Raw genomic sequence first — 16779 nt, 5'->3', positions numbered from 1 at the left:
AACACACTGGGGTTCATTAGGAGTTTCACGATGGAAATGCTGAAGTTTGGTAAGTTTGCTGCTCTGGCTCTGGCTCTGTCCGTAGCCGTTGGTTGCTCGTCTAAAGGCGGCGACAATGCCGGTGAAGGCGCAGCTGTTGATCCAAACGCTGGTTACGGCGCTAACACTGGTGCAGTTGACGGCTCCCTGAGCGAAGAAGCTGCTCTGCGCGCTATCACCACTTTCTACTTCGAATACGACAGTTCGGACCTGAAGCCAGAAGCCATGCGCGCTCTGGACGTTCACGCGAAGGACCTGAAAGCTAACGGCGCTCGCGTTGTTCTGGAAGGTAACACTGACGAACGTGGTACTCGTGAGTACAACATGGCACTGGGCGAGCGTCGTGCGAAAGCCGTTCAGCGCTACCTGGTACTGCAAGGTGTTGCTCCAGGCCAACTGGAACTGGTTTCCTACGGTAAAGAGCGTCCAGTTGCTACTGGCCACGACGAGCAGTCCTGGGCTCAAAACCGTCGCGTCGAACTGCGTAAGTAATTCGTCATGCGAACGTGCCGTCGTGCTCTAACTGTATTGGCTCTCAGCCTCGCACCGCTTGCGGTGTGGGCTGCGGTTCCTGTGGAAGATAGCAACTCTGGCTATAACAATAGCGGGAGCAGCTATCCGCCACCAGGTTATGGCACGAACGGCGCCTATGCTGGGGGGGCGGCAACTGCCGCCCCTTCGGCACAGGGCGAACTGTTCAACCAGCTGCAACGCATGCAGGATCAATTGGCGCAGCAACAAGGCACCATTGAAGTTCTGCAGAACCAAGTGAACCAGCTGAAGCAAGAAGGCCTGGAGCGATACCAGGATCTTGATCGACGCATTGGAGCCGGTGTTACACCTGCCGCAACTCCTGATAATTCTTCTACTGGTGGCGCGCCTGGTGCGGCCGTCGGTGGTGCAGCAGCAGGGGCCGCAGCGGCCCCTGCCGCCAGCAGTGAGCCGGGTGATCCGGCCAAAGAGAAGCTGTATTACGATGCAGCCTTTGACCTGATCAAAGCCAAGGATTTCGATAAAGCCAGCCAGGCATTTACCGCATTCCTGCGCAAATACCCGAACAGCCAGTACGCGGGCAATGCCCAGTACTGGTTGGGTGAGGTCAACCTGGCCAAGGGTGACTTGCAGGGCGCCGGCCAGGCATTTGCCAAGGTCAGCCAGCTGTACCCCAAGCACGCCAAGGTGCCTGACTCGCTGTACAAACTTGCTGACGTAGAACGCCGCCTGGGTCATACCGACAAGGTAAAAGGCATTCTGCAGCAGGTTGTGGCCCAATATCCGGGGACTTCCGCAGCCCAGTTGGCTCAACGGGATCTGCAGCGCTTGTAAGCGATGCAGCCCGTTTAGAAGAAACCCGCGCCTGGCGCGGGTTTTTTCGTTAGAATCCACGCCCTTTTATGAAACACGCTTCTTGGGGCCTACGCGTTGGCGGGGTTGCTTGAAGTGCCTGACGGAGGCGGACAGCCTGTTTAGCTGTTACGCCCGTGGCGACTATGCAAGACACATTACGCATCACCGAAGTTTTTTACTCGTTGCAGGGTGAAACGCGAACCGCTGGCCTGCCCACAGTCTTTGTGCGCCTGACCGGCTGCCCTTTGCGTTGCCAATACTGTGACAGCGCCTACGCCTTCAGTGGCGGCACGGTGCGCACCCTCGAAGACATTCTGGAACAAGTTGCCGGTTACCGGCCGCGCTACGTCTGTGTGACGGGCGGCGAGCCCCTCGCGCAGCCCAATGCCATCCCTTTGCTTAAACAGTTGTGCGATGCCGGTTACGAGGTGTCCCTGGAAACCAGTGGCGCCCTGGATATCTCCGCGGTAGACCCGCGCGTGAGTCGAGTGGTCGACCTCAAGACTCCAGGCTCCAAGGAAGCGCATCGCAACCGCTACGAGAACATGGACCTGCTGACGGCCAACGACCAGGTCAAGTTCGTCATCTGTTCTCGCGATGATTACGACTGGGCCAATTCCAAGCTGATTCAATATGGCCTGGACCGTCGCGCGGGCGAGGTGCTGTACTCCCCAAGCCACCACGACCTGAACGCCCGCGACCTGGCCGACTGGGTGGTGGCGGATAACCTGCCCGTACGCCTGCAGTTGCAGTTGCATAAATACCTTTGGAATGACGAGCCGGGACGCTGAAATGACCGAACAGACGATTGACCAGAAACGCGCCGTAATCCTGCTGTCCGGTGGCCTGGACTCCGCCACCGTGGTAGCGATGGCGCAGGCTGAAGGCTACACCTGCTACACCATGAGTTTCGACTACGGCCAACGTCATCGCGCCGAGTTGAACGCCGCTGCCCGCGTCGCACGGGACATGGGCGTCGCCGAACACAAGGTGATCGGCCTGAACCTCAACGGTATCGGCGGCTCGGCCCTGACCGACAGCAGCATCGATGTGCCGGAAGCCCCGAGTGAAGGCATCCCGATCACTTATGTGCCGGCGCGCAACACCGTGTTCCTGTCCCTGGCTCTCGGCTGGGCAGAAGTGCTGAATGCCCGCGACATTTTTATCGGCGTCAATGCAGTGGATTATTCCGGCTACCCGGACTGCCGCCCGGAGTTCGTCGAGTCGTTCGAGCGCATGGCCAACCTGGCGACCAAGGCTGGTGTAGAAGGGCAGGGCTTCCGCATCCTGGCACCGCTGCAGAATCTCAGCAAAGCCGACATCGTGAAGGCTGGCGTAGGACTTGGCGTGGATTATTCGCTGACTGTTTCCTGCTATCAGGCAGACGATGACGGCCGTGCTTGTGGGAAATGCGACAGCTGCAGACTGCGTGCAGAAGGCTTCCAAGCGGCCGGAATTACTGACCCAACGCGTTATTTCTGATTTATTTCAAATAAGGTGTTGAATAATCCTTAGAAATCAGTATTATACGCGCCACCACACAGCGGGTCGTTAGCTCAGTTGGTAGAGCAGTTGGCTTTTAACCAATTGGTCGTAGGTTCGAATCCCACACGACCCACCATTTTTGGCGGTTTAGAAAATCCGGAAGGCCCACGCAAGTGAGGATTTCCGGGTTTTTTTTTGCCCAATACAAACACGCAAGGCCCCGGGCTGATTAACAGCTTGGGGCCTTTTTGTTTTGGCAGGGCGCAGCCTCAAGCCTCCTGCCAATCCTCGCCGGTATGAACGCAAAGCCGGGATAAAACCCTTTGGTCACAATCGGGCCAAAAGGTCGGAAAAGGATGTTTGAAAACCATCGAAGTCTTTGAAATACAAAAGATTGTCCGACAATCCCCGGATGAAAAACTCTTCATAAACACCCACCTCGAACGTTGGTAGCTTCCTCACCGCTGCCCAATAATTCGAGTCCTAATAATGAATAACAAAACTCTTAAAGGCGCCTTGGCGCTCGCTGTTTCACTGGCCTCCACACAGCTGTTCGCCGGTGGCTTCGCACTTAATGAACAAAGCATCAGTTCAATGGGTACGGGCTATGCCGGGCGATCGTCCTCTGCCGATGACGCCAGCACGGTGTTCGGCAACCCGGCGGGCATGTCCCGGCTCAAGCAGAATGAGGTGAGCCTCGGGGCGACCTACCTCGATGCCAAAACCAATATCAAAGATGCCAGCTCCACGCAGTTCGGCGCCGAGAACCCGGGGACCGACAAGGGTGACATGGTGCCGGGCATCGCCGTGCCGATGGGTTACCTGGTCACGCCGATTGATGAGCACTGGGCCTTCGGCCTGGGGATATACGCGCCGTTCGGACTGGTGACCGACTACGAGCACAGCTTCCAGGGCAATGGCTTTGGCAACAAAAGCAAGGTTCAGGTCATCACCGTGCAGCCGACGGTCAGCTACGCGTTCAACGACAAAATCTCGGTGGGTTTTGGCCCGACCTTCAACCGCATCAATGGCGAGCTGGATTCCAACGTCCCGCTGGGCGGCGGCAGCGGCGAAAGCGTCAAGGTCAAAGGCGACGACAACGCGACCGGGTTCAACGCCGGTATCCTCGTACAGCCCCTTGAGAGCACGCGCATTGGCGTGACCTACCACTCGCAAGTGGTCTACCACCTCAGCGGCAAGACCCACGCTTCCGGCGTGATTACCGATGCGTTTGACGGCGGTGACCAGCGCTATGACGCCAGCCTGAATGTGACCACACCTTCGTCGGTGGATTTTTCGGTCACCCATCAACTCAATGACGACTGGACCCTCTACCTCGGTAGCACTTACACCCGTTGGAGCCAGTTGAAAAAGATCACCATCAACAACGATGGCGTCTCGGACCTCACCGCCCAGTTCGGTGGCCTGGGTTCGATCACCGAGCAACAGCACTGGCATGACACCTGGTCCCATGCGATTGGCGCCGCGTATCGCGTCAACAAGCAACTGGTGCTGCGTACCGGGTTCTCGGTGGACCAGACACCTACCAACAACACCGACCGGTCTGTACGGATTCCTACCGGGGATCGTACGGTTTTCAGCCTGGGTGCCGGCTGGACCCCAGTGGACAACCTGACCTTCGACGTGGCGTATTCCTACCTGAAGGAGGAGCCGATCAAGGTGCACCAGAACCTGTCCCAAGTAGGCCTTACCTACGACGCCAAGTATGAAAACAGTGCCAACGGCTTTGGTGGTTCAGTGACTTACCGCTTTTAAACTTCGCTGCACGGCAAAGAGCCAGATTAACGTCATGGCTCTTTGCTGGTTTTTCCCTGTTAATCCAAATGTACCTTGGGTAAGTTAGGCGTTGTTCATTTGAAGACAGGGATTGTCATGACCACGCTTTCGCCTATCAGCACTGCCATTACACTTGGCATTCGACCTGCTGAAACGTCGCCCGTTACCCTCGCGCACAACACCGATGTCACGGTTGCCCGACCCTCTTCGGTGGTCAGCCTGGGCAATGTGGTGTCCGATACCCTTTCCGATACCTATTCGCGCCGTGGGCAGTTACCCGGCCAGGACATCGTGCGTGCCTGGGAAAGTGACAGCCAGAACGCACTCAGCCGGGCAATCAACACCAACTTCAATTCGCCGTCCACGGCCAACCGCTTTAATGGCCTGGGCGCCAGCCTGGTGGAGCAGTTCGCCAAGGGCGGCGCGAACATTTCCCAGTCGGTGCTCTACGCCAGCGCCGACCGCGCGCAAAACGCCGGCGAGATCAAGACCGACCAAAGCCTGTTGCACAGCAAGGCCGACAACCTGGTCAGCCTGAATATCAAGACTGCCAGCGGCAAGACCGTGACCTTCAGCCTGTCCAGCCAGAACGACGGCCTGGGTGTACAGGCCACAGTGGACGGCGGCGCGCTGACCGATGACGAACTCAAGGCCGTCGGCCAGTTGGGCAATGCCTTCCAGGCCGCGGTGGATGGGCTGACCGCCGTACCGCCGAAACTCGACCTGGGCAACCTGACTAAATTCGACAGCAAGGTCTTGGCCTCGGTCGACCTCAACGCCAAGCTCAAGACCCTCGAAGGGCCTGACCTTACGCTGGCCTACCATGCCGACAGCCAGAGCCGCACCACCCGCATGAGTGGCCCCAGCGGCGAGCTGAACCTGGCCGTCGACCTGAAAAACGCCGCGATCCTGGGCAATGCCCAGCAACAGGCCAAGGCCCTTAAAACTTACCTGGCGCAGTTTGACCGGGTGCAGGAACGCGGCAACGCCAAGCCCGACCTGATGGCCATGTTCAAGGACGCCTTCAGCGCCATGAACAGCAATTACCCACAGGGCGTCAGCGTGCCTGAGGCGTTGACCCGTAACTCCACGGACCAGGGCTTGTTCACCGGCCTGGCGGACTTCAAGGCATCGATCAAACAGGCGGGCGAGTCGTCCAACCCGATGCGTCCGTCCGAGGTCGACGGCTTTGCCTACAACGTGTCGCAAAAGACCCGCGTCGGTGGCAACAGCACATTGGACCGCAGCGTGACCCAGGACCAGCAGTCGAGCCTGTCGGCGAGTTTTCACAAGAGCCTCAACGGCGCTAAAAACCCGGCCTTGGGCCGTGATGTGGAATCGCAGAACTATCTCTACGTGCAAGTGGACGACAAGGCCAGCAGCTCGGCCAACCTGGCCTACAAGGATGGCCTGCTGACCCACGCCTCGGTCTCCCAGGAAGCCAGCCAGAACACCCGCACGCAGAAGTACGTGATGGGCAAGCGGGTGGACGAGACCTTCGTGCCCAAGGAAGCCTCGGCCAAGCGCGATTACCTGGTACTGCTGGAGTACGCGGCCAAGGAAAGCAAGAAGTCCAAGGACGCGCTGGAGGAATCCACCGTGAAGGACGGCCTGGCCAACATGCACGCCTCGGTGCTGCTGCAGGAAGACCCAGCCGCGCTGTCACGCTGACAGCGGGTGTAAAAAACGGGAAACCCCCGCGCTGGGGTTTCCCGTTTTTTTTGCCCGGCTCTCCAGCCGCCAGATTGGGCTTTTGCATCCAATCGATATTCTGTAGCCTTGCGCAGCTTCACCGTGCTTGATGAACACAATCACTTCGTCCGGCGGCGCCCGAAGGGCTCCAGAGCCGGTGGTACACTCGACTTTCGCGCAACTGCGCCTGCAGGTCTTGCGAACATGACGCAAATTTCCGAACGCCTACTGGTTCAAGCCCACCTCGACGCCAAGCAGCCCAAGGCACTGAGCGCCGATGAAGAGGCGAGCCTGCGTGCCGCCATCGCAGCCGAGCTCAAAGCCCAGGATGCGGTGCTGGTCGCCCACTTCTACTGCGACCCGGTGATTCAGGCCTTGGCCGAAGAAACCGGCGGCTGTGTTTCCGATTCCCTGGAAATGGCCCGCTTCGGCGCCGCCCACCCGGCCAAGACCGTACTGGTTGCCGGCGTGCGTTTCATGGGCGAAACCGCAAAAATCCTCACGCCTGAAAAACGCATCCTCATGCCCACCCTGGAAGCCACGTGCTCCCTGGACCTGGGCTGCCCGGTAGAGGAGTTTTCGGCGTTCTGCGACCAGCATCCCGAGCGCACTGTGGTGGTTTATGCCAACACCTCGGCGGCGGTCAAAGCCCGCGCCGATTGGGTGGTGACCTCCAGCTGCGCGCTGGAAATCGTCGAAAGCCTGATGGACAACGGCGAGACCATTATCTGGGGCCCTGACAAACACCTGGGCACTTACATCCAGCGCCAGACCGGTGCCGACATGCTCCTGTGGGACGGTGCCTGCATTGTCCACGAAGAGTTCAAGTCCAAGCAGCTTGAAGACATGAAGGCGCTGTACCCGGACGCCGCGATCCTGGTGCACCCGGAATCGCCGACGGCGGTGATCGAGCTGGCGGACGCCGTGGGCTCCACCAGCCAGTTGATTGCTGCGGCGCAGCGTTTGCCGAATAAGACCTTTATCGTCGCCACCGACCGCGGCATCTTCTACAAGATGCAGCAGCTGTGCCCGGACAAGGTCTTTGTCGAGGCGCCTACCGCCGGTAACGGCGCGGCCTGTCGCAGTTGCGCGCATTGCCCGTGGATGGCGATGAATACGCTGGAGCGCACGCTGCAGTGCCTGCGTGAGGGCAGCAACGAGATCTTCGTCGAGCCCTCGGTGATTCCGCATGCTGTGCGGCCGCTCAAGCGGATGCTGGATTTCACCCAGGCTGCGCGGCTCAAGTTGGCCGGTAACGCCTGATCCAGCTGTGAATACAGTCCAAATGTGGGAGGGGGCTTGCCCCCTCCCACATTTTTAATCTCCACTAGGCTAGGAATTACTTTTTCTGCTTCGGAATCCGCACCAATTGCGTGTCCGAATAGATGTCATGCCAGCTGCGTTTGCGCTTATCAAACACCGACCAGATAAACCCCAGCCCCACGCACAACCACGACGCAATCGACACCACAAACCGTAAGAGCGCCTGCCACAGGCTGATGCGCGAGCCGTCGGCGTTCTGCACACGTACCCCCCACACCTGCATGCCCAGGGTCTGGCCCGAATGGGTCCAGAACTTGGCGAAAAAACCAAACAGCACAAACAGCAGAATCGTCGACAGCAACGGGTCGCCATCCAGCGCGCCGGATTCGGTGAGGGTGCGCATTTTGGCTTCGCCCACGAACGCGATCCACACCAGTTTGTAGATAAACGCGGTGACGATCAGCAGCGCGGTGCACAGCAGAAAGTCATAGAACATTGCTGCCAGGCGGCGGCCCAGGCCAACGGCGGGAAAATCGCCCTGTGGGCTCAGCAAAGGTTTGGACATGGCAGGGCTCTCTGGAGAAAACACGCAGTTTACGCAGTAGCGCCCATAAAAAAGCCCCTGATGTCATGTCAGGGGCTTTTTGTCGCAGGAAAATCAGGCTTCTGCTTGTACTTCGTCAGCCTGCATGCCTTTCTGGCCTTGCACAGCAACGAACGTCACTTTCTGGCCTTCTTTGAGGCTCTTGAAGCCGTTGCCCTGAATAGCGCGGAAATGCACGAACAGATCCGGACCGCTTTCTGGCGTGATAAAACCAAACCCTTTCTCGTCGTTAAACCATTTGACGGTACCGCTCTGACGATCAGCCATTTTCTTATTTCCTTGACGCTAAAAATTAATGACAGCCCCTTTCACATGAAAGAGTACTGGGCTGGGTTGCAGGAAAGTAAGAGACGTCGAACGGGTTGTAGCACAACTAGCTACTGCCCAGGTCCAGGTTCAAAGCGACCCATGCAAACACAGTGGGCAAACTCTACGCCAACTAATAGAGAAAAAACAAGCCCTGGGAAAGTCCCAGTGTTTGCTCGGCTTTATGGCACTTCGGTCAGGAAAATGCATCCGGCTTATTCGATAGAGTTGGTCACTTGTTATAGGTTAAACGTTTAAACAATGACTATCGTCAATGCACTGTTTTATGGCGGTTGCGTTACAGATTAGTGCACGTTAACGCAACCGCGTTACTTATAGAAACAGTCAATCAGCCACGATAGTAACGCTGTGGAACAAATGGCATTTTGCTTACACGCAGTGGCACTTTTTTCCCACGCACTAACGCAGACACTTCGCTGTCCAGCGCGGTGAATGCGCTGTCCAGGTAACCCATGGCCAACGGAGCGCCCAGGGTTGGGCCAAAACCACCGCTGCACACAGTGCCGATCACGCTGCCATGTTCATCGACTATTTCGGCGCCTTCACGCACCGGCGTGCGTTCCTGGGGCAGCAGGCCCACGCGTTTGCGGCTCACGCCGGTTTGCTGTTGGGTGAAGATGCGGTCGGCACCGGGGAAGCCGCCGGCACGGGCGCCGTCGGCACGCCGGGCCTTGGAGATCGCCCACAACAGGCTGGCTTCAATCGGTGTGGTCTCGGTGTTCATGTCGTGGCCGTACAGGCACAGGCCGGCTTCCAGGCGCAGCGAGTCGCGGGCGCCGAGGCCGATGGGCTGCACTTCGGTTTCGGCCAGCAGGCTGCGCGCCAGAGCCTCGGCGTTGGCAGCGGGTACGGAGATTTCAAAACCGTCTTCACCGGTGTAGCCCGAACGGCTGACATAGCAGTCCACACCCAGCAGGCGCAGGGTGGCGAATTGCATAAAGGTCATCCTGGTCACTTCCGGCGCCAGGCGTGCCAGCACTTTCACTGCCGCCGGGCCTTGCAGGGCCAGCAGAGCGCGTTCTTCGAACAGCGGCTCGATGCTGCACTGGTCGCCGATATGCGCGCGCAGGTGCGCCAGGTCCTGGTCCTTGCAGGCGGCGTTGACCACCAGGAACAGCTCGTCGTTACCCAGGTTGGCCACCATCAGGTCGTCGAGAATACCGCCCTGCTCGTTGGTGAACATGGCGTAGCGCTGCATGCCCACGGGCAGGTCGATGATGTCGACCGGCACCAGGGTTTCCAGGGCCTTGGCGGCATTGGCGCCGGTGAGGCGGATCTGGCCCATGTGGGACACGTCGAACAGCCCGGCCTGATCACGGGTGTGCAGGTGTTCTTTCATCACGCCCAGTGGGTATTGCACCGGCATGTCGTAGCCGGCGAAGGGCACCATGCGCGCGCCGAGCTCGATGTGCAGGGCGTGCAGCGGGGTTTTCAACAGGGTTTCGGTGGACATGTTCAGCTCCTGAAAAACGTGCGGACGCGCTTGTGGGCGTCAGCACTCGATAATGTTGACCGCCAAACCGCCACGGGCGGTTTCCTTGTATTTGCTTTTCATATCGGCGCCGGTCTGGCGCATGGTGCGGATCACCTTGTCGAGGGACACAAAGTGCTGCCCGTCGCCGCGCAAGGCCATGCGCACCGCATTGATTGCCTTCACCGAGCCCATGGCGTTGCGTTCGATGCACGGCACCTGCACCAGCCCGCCAATCGGGTCGCAGGTGAGGCCGAGGTTGTGTTCCATGCCGATTTCGGCGGCGTTTTCCACTTGGGAAACCGTACCGCCCAGCACCTCGCAAAGCGCGCCGGCGGCCATGGAACAGGCCACGCCGACCTCGCCCTGGCAGCCGACTTCGGCGCCGGAGATCGAGGCGTTTTCCTTGTACAGAATGCCGATGGCGGCGGCGGTGAGCAGGAAGCGCACCACGCCGTCCTCGTTCGCGCCCGGGATGAAGCGCATGTAGTAATGCAACACCGCCGGCACAATCCCGGCCGCACCGTTGGTGGGCGCGGTGACCACGCGCCCACCATTGGCGTTTTCTTCGTTGACCGCCAGCGCGTACAGGTTGACCCAATCGAGTACCGACAACGGGTCACGCAGGGCCGACTCGGGGTTCTTGCACAGCTGGCGGTGCAGGGCGGCGGCGCGGCGCTTGACCTTCAAGCCGCCAGGCAAAATCCCTTCATTGCGACAGCCGGCGTCCACGCAGTCCTGCATCACTTGCCAGATCTTCAGCAAGCCGGCACGGGTTTCCGCCTCCGGGCGCCAAGCGCTTTCATTGGTCAGCATCACCTGGCTGATGGACAGCCCGTAGGTGGTGCAATGGCCGAGCAAGTCCTTGGCGTGCTTGAAGGGAAAGGTCAGGGGCGTGGCGTCTTCGACGATCCGGTCGGCGCCGGCGGCGTCTTCGTCGACCACAAAACCACCGCCGACCGAGTAGTACTCGCGGCTGCGGATCTGAATATGGGCGGCGTCGAAGGCGCGAAAAATCATGCCGTTGGGATGGTAGGCCAGCGGTTTGCGAATCATCGCCAGGTGTTCTTTCTCGTTGAACGCAATGCTGTGTTCACCGAGCAGATTCAAGCGGCCGTCCTTGCGCATCTGCGCCAGTCGTGTGGCCACGGTTTCGGTATTCACGGTGTCCGGGTGTTCGCCTTCCAGGCCCAGCAGCACGGCCTTGTCGCTGCCGTGGCCTTTACCGGTGGCGCCCAGCGAGCCATAGAGTTCGACCTTGATGCCGGTGGTGGCGCCGAGCAGGTTGTCACGCTTGAGCCCTTCGACAAACCGGGCGGCGGCGCGCATCGGGCCGACGGTGTGGGAGCTGGAGGGGCCGATGCCAATCTTGAACAGGTCGAACACGCTTAAAGACATGAGTTGTTCTCCGGTTTCTTATTATTGATCGGGTGTACTGGGTTTAAGTGTGGGAGGGGGCTTGCCCCCTCCCACATTTGACCCAGTTGACCCTTAGGTTACGCGTAGCTCTCGATCGACGGGCAGGCGCACACCAGGTTGCGATCGCCAAACACGTTGTCGACCCGGCCTACCGGCGGCCAGTACTTGCCTTCGATCAGCGACGCAACCGGGTACACCGCCTGTTCACGGCTGTACGGGTGGCTCCATTCGCCGACGATTTCAGCGGCGGTGTGCGGCGCGTTTTTCAGTGGGTTGTCGTCCTTGTCCAACGTGCCGTTTTCCACCGCGCGGATCTCAAAGCGGATGGCGATCATGGCGTCGCAGAAGCGGTCCAGTTCTTCTTTGGATTCACTCTCGGTCGGCTCGATCATCAGCGTGCCGGCCACCGGGAACGACATGGTCGGGGCGTGGAAACCGAAGTCGATCAGGCGCTTGGCCACGTCATCCACGCTGATGCCGCTGCTGTCTTTGAGCGGGCGCAGATCGAGGATGCATTCGTGCGCCACCAGGCCGTTGCTGCCGGTGTAGAGCACGGGGTAGTGCTCTTCAAGGCGACGGGAAATGTAGTTGGCATTCAGGATCGCCAACTGCGAAGCGCGTTTGAGGCCCGCGCCGCCCATCATGCTGATGTACATCCAGGTGATCGGCAGGATGCTCGCGCTGCCGAACGGCGCCGCGCACACCGCGCCTTCCTTGCGCTCCATGGCCGCGTGGCCCGGCAGGAATGGCGTGAGGTGCGACTTGACGCCAATCGGGCCAACGCCCGGGCCGCCGCCGCCGTGGGGGATGCAGAAGGTCTTGTGCAGGTTCAGGTGGGACACGTCGCCGCCGAACTTGCCCGGTGCGCACAGGCCGACCATGGCGTTCATGTTGGCGCCGTCGATGTACACCTGGCCGCCGTTGTCGTGAATGATCCCGCAGATTTCGCGGATGCCTTCTTCGAACACGCCGTGGGTGGACGGGTAGGTGATCATCAGCGCGGCGAGGTGCTCGCGGTGCTCGATTGCCTTGGCGCGCAGGTCTTCGATGTCGACGTTGCCACGTGCGTCGCAGGCGGTCACGACCACGCGCATGCCGGCCATGTTGGCGGTGGCCGGGTTGGTGCCGTGGGCCGACGAGGGAATCAGGCAGATGTCGCGGCGTTCTTCGCCACGGCTCTGGTGATAGGCGCGGATGGCCAACAGGCCGGCGTATTCACCCTGGGAACCGGCGTTCGGCTGCAGGGAAATCGCGTCGTAACCGGTGGCGGCGCAGAGCATGGCTTCGAGGTCGGAGGTCAGCTCCAGGTAGCCGGCGCTTTGCGCGGCCGGGGCGAACGGGTGCAGGGCGCCGAACTCGGCCCAGGTCACCGGGATCATTTCGCTGGCGGCGTTGAGCTTCATGGTGCACGAGCCCAGCGGGATCATGGTGCGGTCCAGCGCCAGGTCCTTGTCGGCCAGCTTGCGCAGGTAGCGCATCAGCTCGGTTTCCGAGTGATAACGGTTGAACACCGGGTGGCTGAGGATCGGCGACTGGCGCAGCAGGGCGGCCGGCAGGGTGCTCTCGGTTGCAGCAAAGGCCGGCAGCGCCTTGCCGTCGGCGAAGATCGCCCACAGGGCTTCGATATCGGCCTGGCTGGTGGTTTCGTCAACCGACAGGCCAACGCGCTCGGCATCCACCACACGCAGGTTGATGCGCTGGGCGCGGGCCTTGTCGTGCAGGGCGGCGGTGTTGGCGCCGGTGTTGAGGGTGATCGTGTCGAAGAAGTTCGCTTGTTCGACCTTGAAGCCCAGGGCGCTCAGGCCCTTGGCCAGGATCGCGGTCAGCTGGTGAACGCGGTTGGCGATCTGGGTCAGGCCTTTAGGCCCGTGGTACACGGCGTACATGCTGGCGATGTTGGCCAGCAGCACTTGGGCGGTGCAGATGTTGCTGGTGGCTTTCTCGCGGCGGATATGTTGCTCGCGGGTCTGCATGGCCAGGCGCAAGGCTGGCTTGCCGAAACGGTCCACGGAGACGCCGACCAGACGGCCGGGCATGTCGCGCTTGAACGCGTCCTTGGTGGAGAAGTACGCCGCGTGCGGGCCACCAAAACCCAGCGGCACGCCGAAGCGTTGCGCGCTGCCGATGGCGACGTCGGCGCCGAACTCACCCGGTGGGGTCAGCAGGGTCAGGGCCAGCAGGTCGGCGGCCACGGCCACCAGGGCGTTGGCGGCGTGGAAGCGTTCGGTCAGTTCGCGGTAGTCGAACACATCACCGTTGCTGGCCGGGTATTGCAGCAGGGCGCCGAAGAACGCGCTGACGTCGGTCAGTTCGCGTTCGTCGCCGACCACTACGTCGATCCCCAGCGGCTCGGCACGGGTGCGCAGCACGTCGAGGGTCTGCGGGTGGCTGTGGATCGAGGCGAAGAAGGCGTTGCTGCTTTTGTTCTTGCTCAGGCGCTTGCAGAAGGTCATGGCTTCGGCGGCGGCAGTGGCTTCATCGAGCAGCGAGGCGTTGGCGATCGGCAGGCCGGTGAGGTCGCTGATCAGGGTCTGGAAGTTCAGCAGCGCTTCCAGGCGGCCCTGGGAAATCTCGGGCTGGTACGGGGTGTAGGCGGTGTACCAGGCCGGGTTTTCCAGCAGGTTGCGCAGGATCGGCGACGGCGTGTGGCAGTTGTAGTAGCCCTGGCCGATGTAGGTCTTGAACAGTTGGTTCTTGCCGGCGATGGTCTTGATCTTGGCCAGCGCTTCGGCTTCGCTCAGGCCGTCTTCCAGGCCGAGCACGCTGGTGCCTTTGATGCTTTCCGGGATCACGCTGGCGCTGAGGGCTTCGAGGGAATCAAAACCCAGGCTGGCGAGCATTTGCTGCTCGTCGTCCGCGCGCGGGCCGATGTGGCGGGCGATGAATTCGTTGGCGGTGCTCAAATTAACAGTCATGGCGCGCTCCTCAGGCTTCAGCGTTGGCTTTGATCAGGCGGTCGTACGCATCCTGATCCAGCAGTTTAGCTACCGCGTCGGCATCGGCCGGTTTAAAGCGGAAGAACCAGCCTTCGCCCATCGGGTCTTCGTTGACCAGCTCCGGGCTGCCATCGAGCTTGTCGTTCACTTCCAGCACTTCACCGTCCAACGGCATGTACACGCCGCTGGCGGCTTTTACCGACTCCACGGTGGACGCTTCGGCGCCCTTGTCGTAGGCCTGCAACTCCGGCAGTTGCACGAAAACCACATCACCCAGCGCGTTCTGCGCGAAAGCGGTGATACCCACGGTGACGCTGCCATCGGCTTCGGCGCGCAGCCATTCGTGATCTTCAGTGAAACGCAACTCGCTCATGGAAACTCCTCAGGGCCAGATTCGTCTGGAGGACGGGATTGGAAATATGGGGAGTTGCTTAGCAATATCGCGGCCAATGTTATTAAATCGTTATAAATCAATGGCTTGATAAAAATGGTTATGAGGATATGGCATTCGGGTGTAGCGATTTCGATACAGGTAGACGCGCGAAAAAAAGCCTATGTGGATCAAAGCCTTGCATGGCGCGCGAAAAGCAGGGTTGTAGCGATATCGTTACGCTGTAGCGATTTCAGGACAGCGGATGTCGTTCTCAGACCAAAACCTGGAATGGGTTTCAAATGTGGGAGGGGCGGTGAGACGATTCGACTTGCCCCCGATGGCAGTGGGTCAGTCAGCTTATCTGTAGCTGATACACCGCAATCGGGGGCAAGTCGAATCGTCGCACCGCCCCTCCCACATTGATTGCATTTCAAATTGGGTCAGGGTTTTGTGGGGATGCCGTATTTGCGCAGGCGATGGGCAATGGCGGTGTGCGAAGTTTGCAGGCGGCTGGCCAACTGCCGGGTCGAGGGGTAGCTGGTGTAGAGCTTTTCCAGCAGGCCGCGCTCGAACTCTTCCACGGCCTGCTCCAGGCTGTCCACGTCGCCGTCGCTCTGGCGCGCGACCGAGGTGCCGGCGATGTCGAGGTCGCCGATGTCCACCAGGCTGCTTTCGCAGATGGCGGCGGCGCGGAAGATCACGTTCTGCAACTGGCGCACATTGCCCGGCCAGCGGTTGCCCAGCAGCGCGGGGTAGGTGCCGGGCGCCAGGCGGCACACCGGGCGCTGGATCTGTGCGCAGGCCTGCTGCATGAAGTAGCGCGCGAGCAGCAGGATGTCCTGGCCGCGTTCGCGCAGGGGCGGTACTTCGACGTTGAGCACGTTGAGGCGGTAGAACAGGTCTTCGCGGAAGGTGCCTTCGCTGACCATTTTTTCCAGGTCGCGATGGGTGGCGCTGAGGATGCGCACATTGACCTTCACTTCGCGGTCGCCGCCTACCCGGCGAAAGCTGCCGTCGTTGAGAAACCGCAGCAGCTTGGCCTGCAGATACGGCGACATTTCGCCGATCTCATCGAGGAACACCGTGCCCTGGTTGGCTAACTCCATCAGCCCCGGTTTGCCGCCGCGCGCCGCGCCGGTAAAGGCGCCCGGGGCGTAGCCGAACAACTCGCTTTCGGCGAGGTTCTCCGGCAAGGCCGCGCAGTTCAATGCCAGGAACGGCGCGCTGTGACGCGCGCTGATGGCGTGGCAGGCGCGGGCTACCAGCTCCTTGCCGGTGCCCGTTTCGCCCTGGATCAACAAGGGTGCATCCAGCGCCGCCACCCGCTGCGCGCGCGCCTTGAGGGTGCGGATCACCGGGGACTCGCCCAGCAGCGCATCAAAACCTTCGGCATGGTCGTGGTGCAGCGCCGATAACTGTTCGCCGATGCGGTTGGGCTGGTAGAGGGTCAGCAGGGCGCCGGCGTCGGTGATCGGCGTGGCGTCCAGCAACAGGGTCTGGCCGTTGACGCTGATCTCGCGCAGGGGCAGGCGGAAGCCTTGTTCGAGCAAGGTGGTCAGCAGCGCCGGGTCATTGAACAACTCGGCGATGCTTTCCCCGGCCGGCTCGCGGCCGTAAAGGGCCACCAGGGCCGGGTTGGCCAGCAGGATCTTGCCCGCGCTGTCGAGGGCCAACACCGGGTCGGTCATCGCCGCCAGCAGGGCGTCGAGCTGCAGATGACGGCGCTGGCCGGGGAGGATGTCCACCACCGTCACCGCCTGCACGCCGTGCACGCTGAACAGGGCGTCGCGCAGTTCTTCGAGCACCTCGGCGCTCAGCGTCGGCGCGTCGATATACACGTTGGGCGGCACCATCTCCACCGCATCCAGGTTGAGATTACGCCCACCGAGCAAGGCCAGGACTTCCTGGGTAATGCCGACGCGGTCGATGAAGCTGACGTGGATACGCATGGGTGCTGGCGATTCTGCAAAGCGAGAGGCGGCAAGTATGCCTTGGAGCGGGGCGCAGGTGAAATCTGACAGGTGAT

At 60.7% G+C, this 16779-nt stretch carries 14 protein-coding genes and 1 tRNA gene; 8 read left to right on the top strand and 7 right to left on the bottom strand.

Features of this window, described 5'->3' with window-relative positions:
* Positions 1-30: 30 nt before the first annotated feature.
* The 8 genes from pal (at position 31) to nadA (ending at position 7623) form a co-directional block, all read left to right on the top strand.
* Positions 31-531, top strand: coding sequence for a peptidoglycan-associated lipoprotein Pal (pal, locus tag AC0IYH_RS13180; RefSeq protein ID WP_003209827.1), 501 nt, complete (start codon positions 31-33; stop codon positions 529-531).
* Between the two features lie 6 nt (positions 532-537).
* Positions 538-1365: a tol-pal system protein YbgF gene (ybgF, locus tag AC0IYH_RS13175; protein ID WP_471834696.1), complete on the top strand. Its 828-nt coding sequence runs from the start codon at positions 538-540 to the stop codon at positions 1363-1365.
* 164 nt (positions 1366-1529) lie between these two features.
* On the top strand, positions 1530-2177 hold the full coding sequence (gene queE, locus AC0IYH_RS13170) for a 7-carboxy-7-deazaguanine synthase QueE (RefSeq protein WP_116628654.1): 648 nt from the start codon (positions 1530-1532) through the stop codon (positions 2175-2177).
* Positions 2178-2193: 16 nt separating this feature from the next.
* Entirely contained in the window at positions 2194-2868 is a 675-nt protein-coding gene (queC, locus tag AC0IYH_RS13165; protein ID WP_163821346.1) for a 7-cyano-7-deazaguanine synthase QueC, read from the top strand.
* A 63-nt stretch (positions 2869-2931) separates the two neighbouring features.
* A tRNA-Lys gene (locus tag AC0IYH_RS13160) sits at positions 2932-3007 on the top strand.
* Between the two features lie 353 nt (positions 3008-3360).
* The gene (locus AC0IYH_RS13155; protein WP_116628652.1) at positions 3361-4647 is read left to right on the top strand and encodes an outer membrane protein transport protein; all 1287 of its coding nucleotides are present in this window, start codon (positions 3361-3363) and stop codon (positions 4645-4647) included.
* Positions 4648-4764: 117 nt separating this feature from the next.
* Positions 4765-6339 carry a lactate dehydrogenase gene (locus tag AC0IYH_RS13150; RefSeq protein ID WP_471834694.1) on the top strand — a complete coding sequence of 525 codons (1575 nt, stop codon included), beginning with the start codon at positions 4765-4767 and terminating at the stop codon, positions 6337-6339.
* A gap of 225 nt (positions 6340-6564) precedes the next feature.
* Complete coding sequence (gene nadA, locus AC0IYH_RS13145; RefSeq protein WP_122772536.1) at positions 6565-7623, top strand: quinolinate synthase NadA; 1059 nt, start codon at positions 6565-6567, stop codon at positions 7621-7623.
* Positions 7624-7699: 76 nt separating this feature from the next.
* Here the strand turns inward: nadA and AC0IYH_RS13140 are convergent, their stop codons facing one another.
* From AC0IYH_RS13140 to AC0IYH_RS13110, 7 genes are all read right to left on the bottom strand, one after another.
* Positions 7700-8188 carry an RDD family protein gene (locus AC0IYH_RS13140; protein WP_471834692.1) on the bottom strand — a complete coding sequence of 163 codons (489 nt, stop codon included), beginning with the start codon at positions 8186-8188 and terminating at the stop codon, positions 7700-7702.
* A gap of 93 nt (positions 8189-8281) precedes the next feature.
* Positions 8282-8494 carry a cold-shock protein gene (locus AC0IYH_RS13135; protein ID WP_002552288.1) on the bottom strand — a complete coding sequence of 71 codons (213 nt, stop codon included), beginning with the start codon at positions 8492-8494 and terminating at the stop codon, positions 8282-8284.
* A gap of 388 nt (positions 8495-8882) precedes the next feature.
* A complete protein-coding gene (gene gcvT / locus AC0IYH_RS13130; RefSeq protein WP_471834690.1) occupies positions 8883-10007 on the bottom strand; it encodes a glycine cleavage system aminomethyltransferase GcvT in 1125 nt (374 codons plus the stop codon).
* A gap of 39 nt (positions 10008-10046) precedes the next feature.
* The gene (locus AC0IYH_RS13125; protein ID WP_122772533.1) at positions 10047-11423 is read right to left on the bottom strand and encodes an L-serine ammonia-lyase; all 1377 of its coding nucleotides are present in this window, start codon (positions 11421-11423) and stop codon (positions 10047-10049) included.
* Positions 11424-11521: 98 nt separating this feature from the next.
* Entirely contained in the window at positions 11522-14359 is a 2838-nt protein-coding gene (gcvP, locus tag AC0IYH_RS13120) for an aminomethyl-transferring glycine dehydrogenase (protein ID WP_471834688.1), read from the bottom strand.
* Between the two features lie 10 nt (positions 14360-14369).
* The gene (gene gcvH, locus AC0IYH_RS13115) at positions 14370-14753 is read right to left on the bottom strand and encodes a glycine cleavage system protein GcvH (RefSeq protein WP_005790845.1); all 384 of its coding nucleotides are present in this window, start codon (positions 14751-14753) and stop codon (positions 14370-14372) included.
* 440 nt (positions 14754-15193) lie between these two features.
* Complete coding sequence (locus AC0IYH_RS13110; protein ID WP_116628646.1) at positions 15194-16702, bottom strand: sigma-54-dependent transcriptional regulator; 1509 nt, start codon at positions 16700-16702, stop codon at positions 15194-15196.
* Between the last annotated feature and the right edge of the window lie 77 nt (positions 16703-16779).

This window comes from Pseudomonas sp. AC463 (genome assembly GCF_979253585.1).
This window is presented reverse-complemented; position numbering and strand designations above follow the sequence as displayed.

Coding starts and splice junctions, on each gene's coding strand:
- AC0IYH_RS13135 (WP_002552288.1), bottom strand. CDS start 8,494: ATGGCTGATCGTCAGAGCGGTACCGTCAAATGGTTTAACGACGAGAAA.
- AC0IYH_RS13110 (WP_116628646.1), bottom strand. CDS start 16,702: ATGCGTATCCACGTCAGCTTCATCGACCGCGTCGGCATTACCCAGGAA.
- gcvT (WP_471834690.1), bottom strand. CDS start 10,007: ATGTCCACCGAAACCCTGTTGAAAACCCCGCTGCACGCCCTGCACATC.
- AC0IYH_RS13125 (WP_122772533.1), bottom strand. CDS start 11,423: ATGTCTTTAAGCGTGTTCGACCTGTTCAAGATTGGCATCGGCCCCTCC.
- nadA (WP_122772536.1), top strand. CDS start 6,565: ATGACGCAAATTTCCGAACGCCTACTGGTTCAAGCCCACCTCGACGCC.
- ybgF (WP_471834696.1), top strand. CDS start 538: ATGCGAACGTGCCGTCGTGCTCTAACTGTATTGGCTCTCAGCCTCGCA.
- AC0IYH_RS13140 (WP_471834692.1), bottom strand. CDS start 8,188: ATGTCCAAACCTTTGCTGAGCCCACAGGGCGATTTTCCCGCCGTTGGC.
- gcvP (WP_471834688.1), bottom strand. CDS start 14,359: ATGACTGTTAATTTGAGCACCGCCAACGAATTCATCGCCCGCCACATC.
- gcvH (WP_005790845.1), bottom strand. CDS start 14,753: ATGAGCGAGTTGCGTTTCACTGAAGATCACGAATGGCTGCGCGCCGAA.
- pal (WP_003209827.1), top strand. CDS start 31: ATGGAAATGCTGAAGTTTGGTAAGTTTGCTGCTCTGGCTCTGGCTCTG.
- queE (WP_116628654.1), top strand. CDS start 1,530: ATGCAAGACACATTACGCATCACCGAAGTTTTTTACTCGTTGCAGGGT.
- AC0IYH_RS13150 (WP_471834694.1), top strand. CDS start 4,765: ATGACCACGCTTTCGCCTATCAGCACTGCCATTACACTTGGCATTCGA.
- AC0IYH_RS13155 (WP_116628652.1), top strand. CDS start 3,361: ATGAATAACAAAACTCTTAAAGGCGCCTTGGCGCTCGCTGTTTCACTG.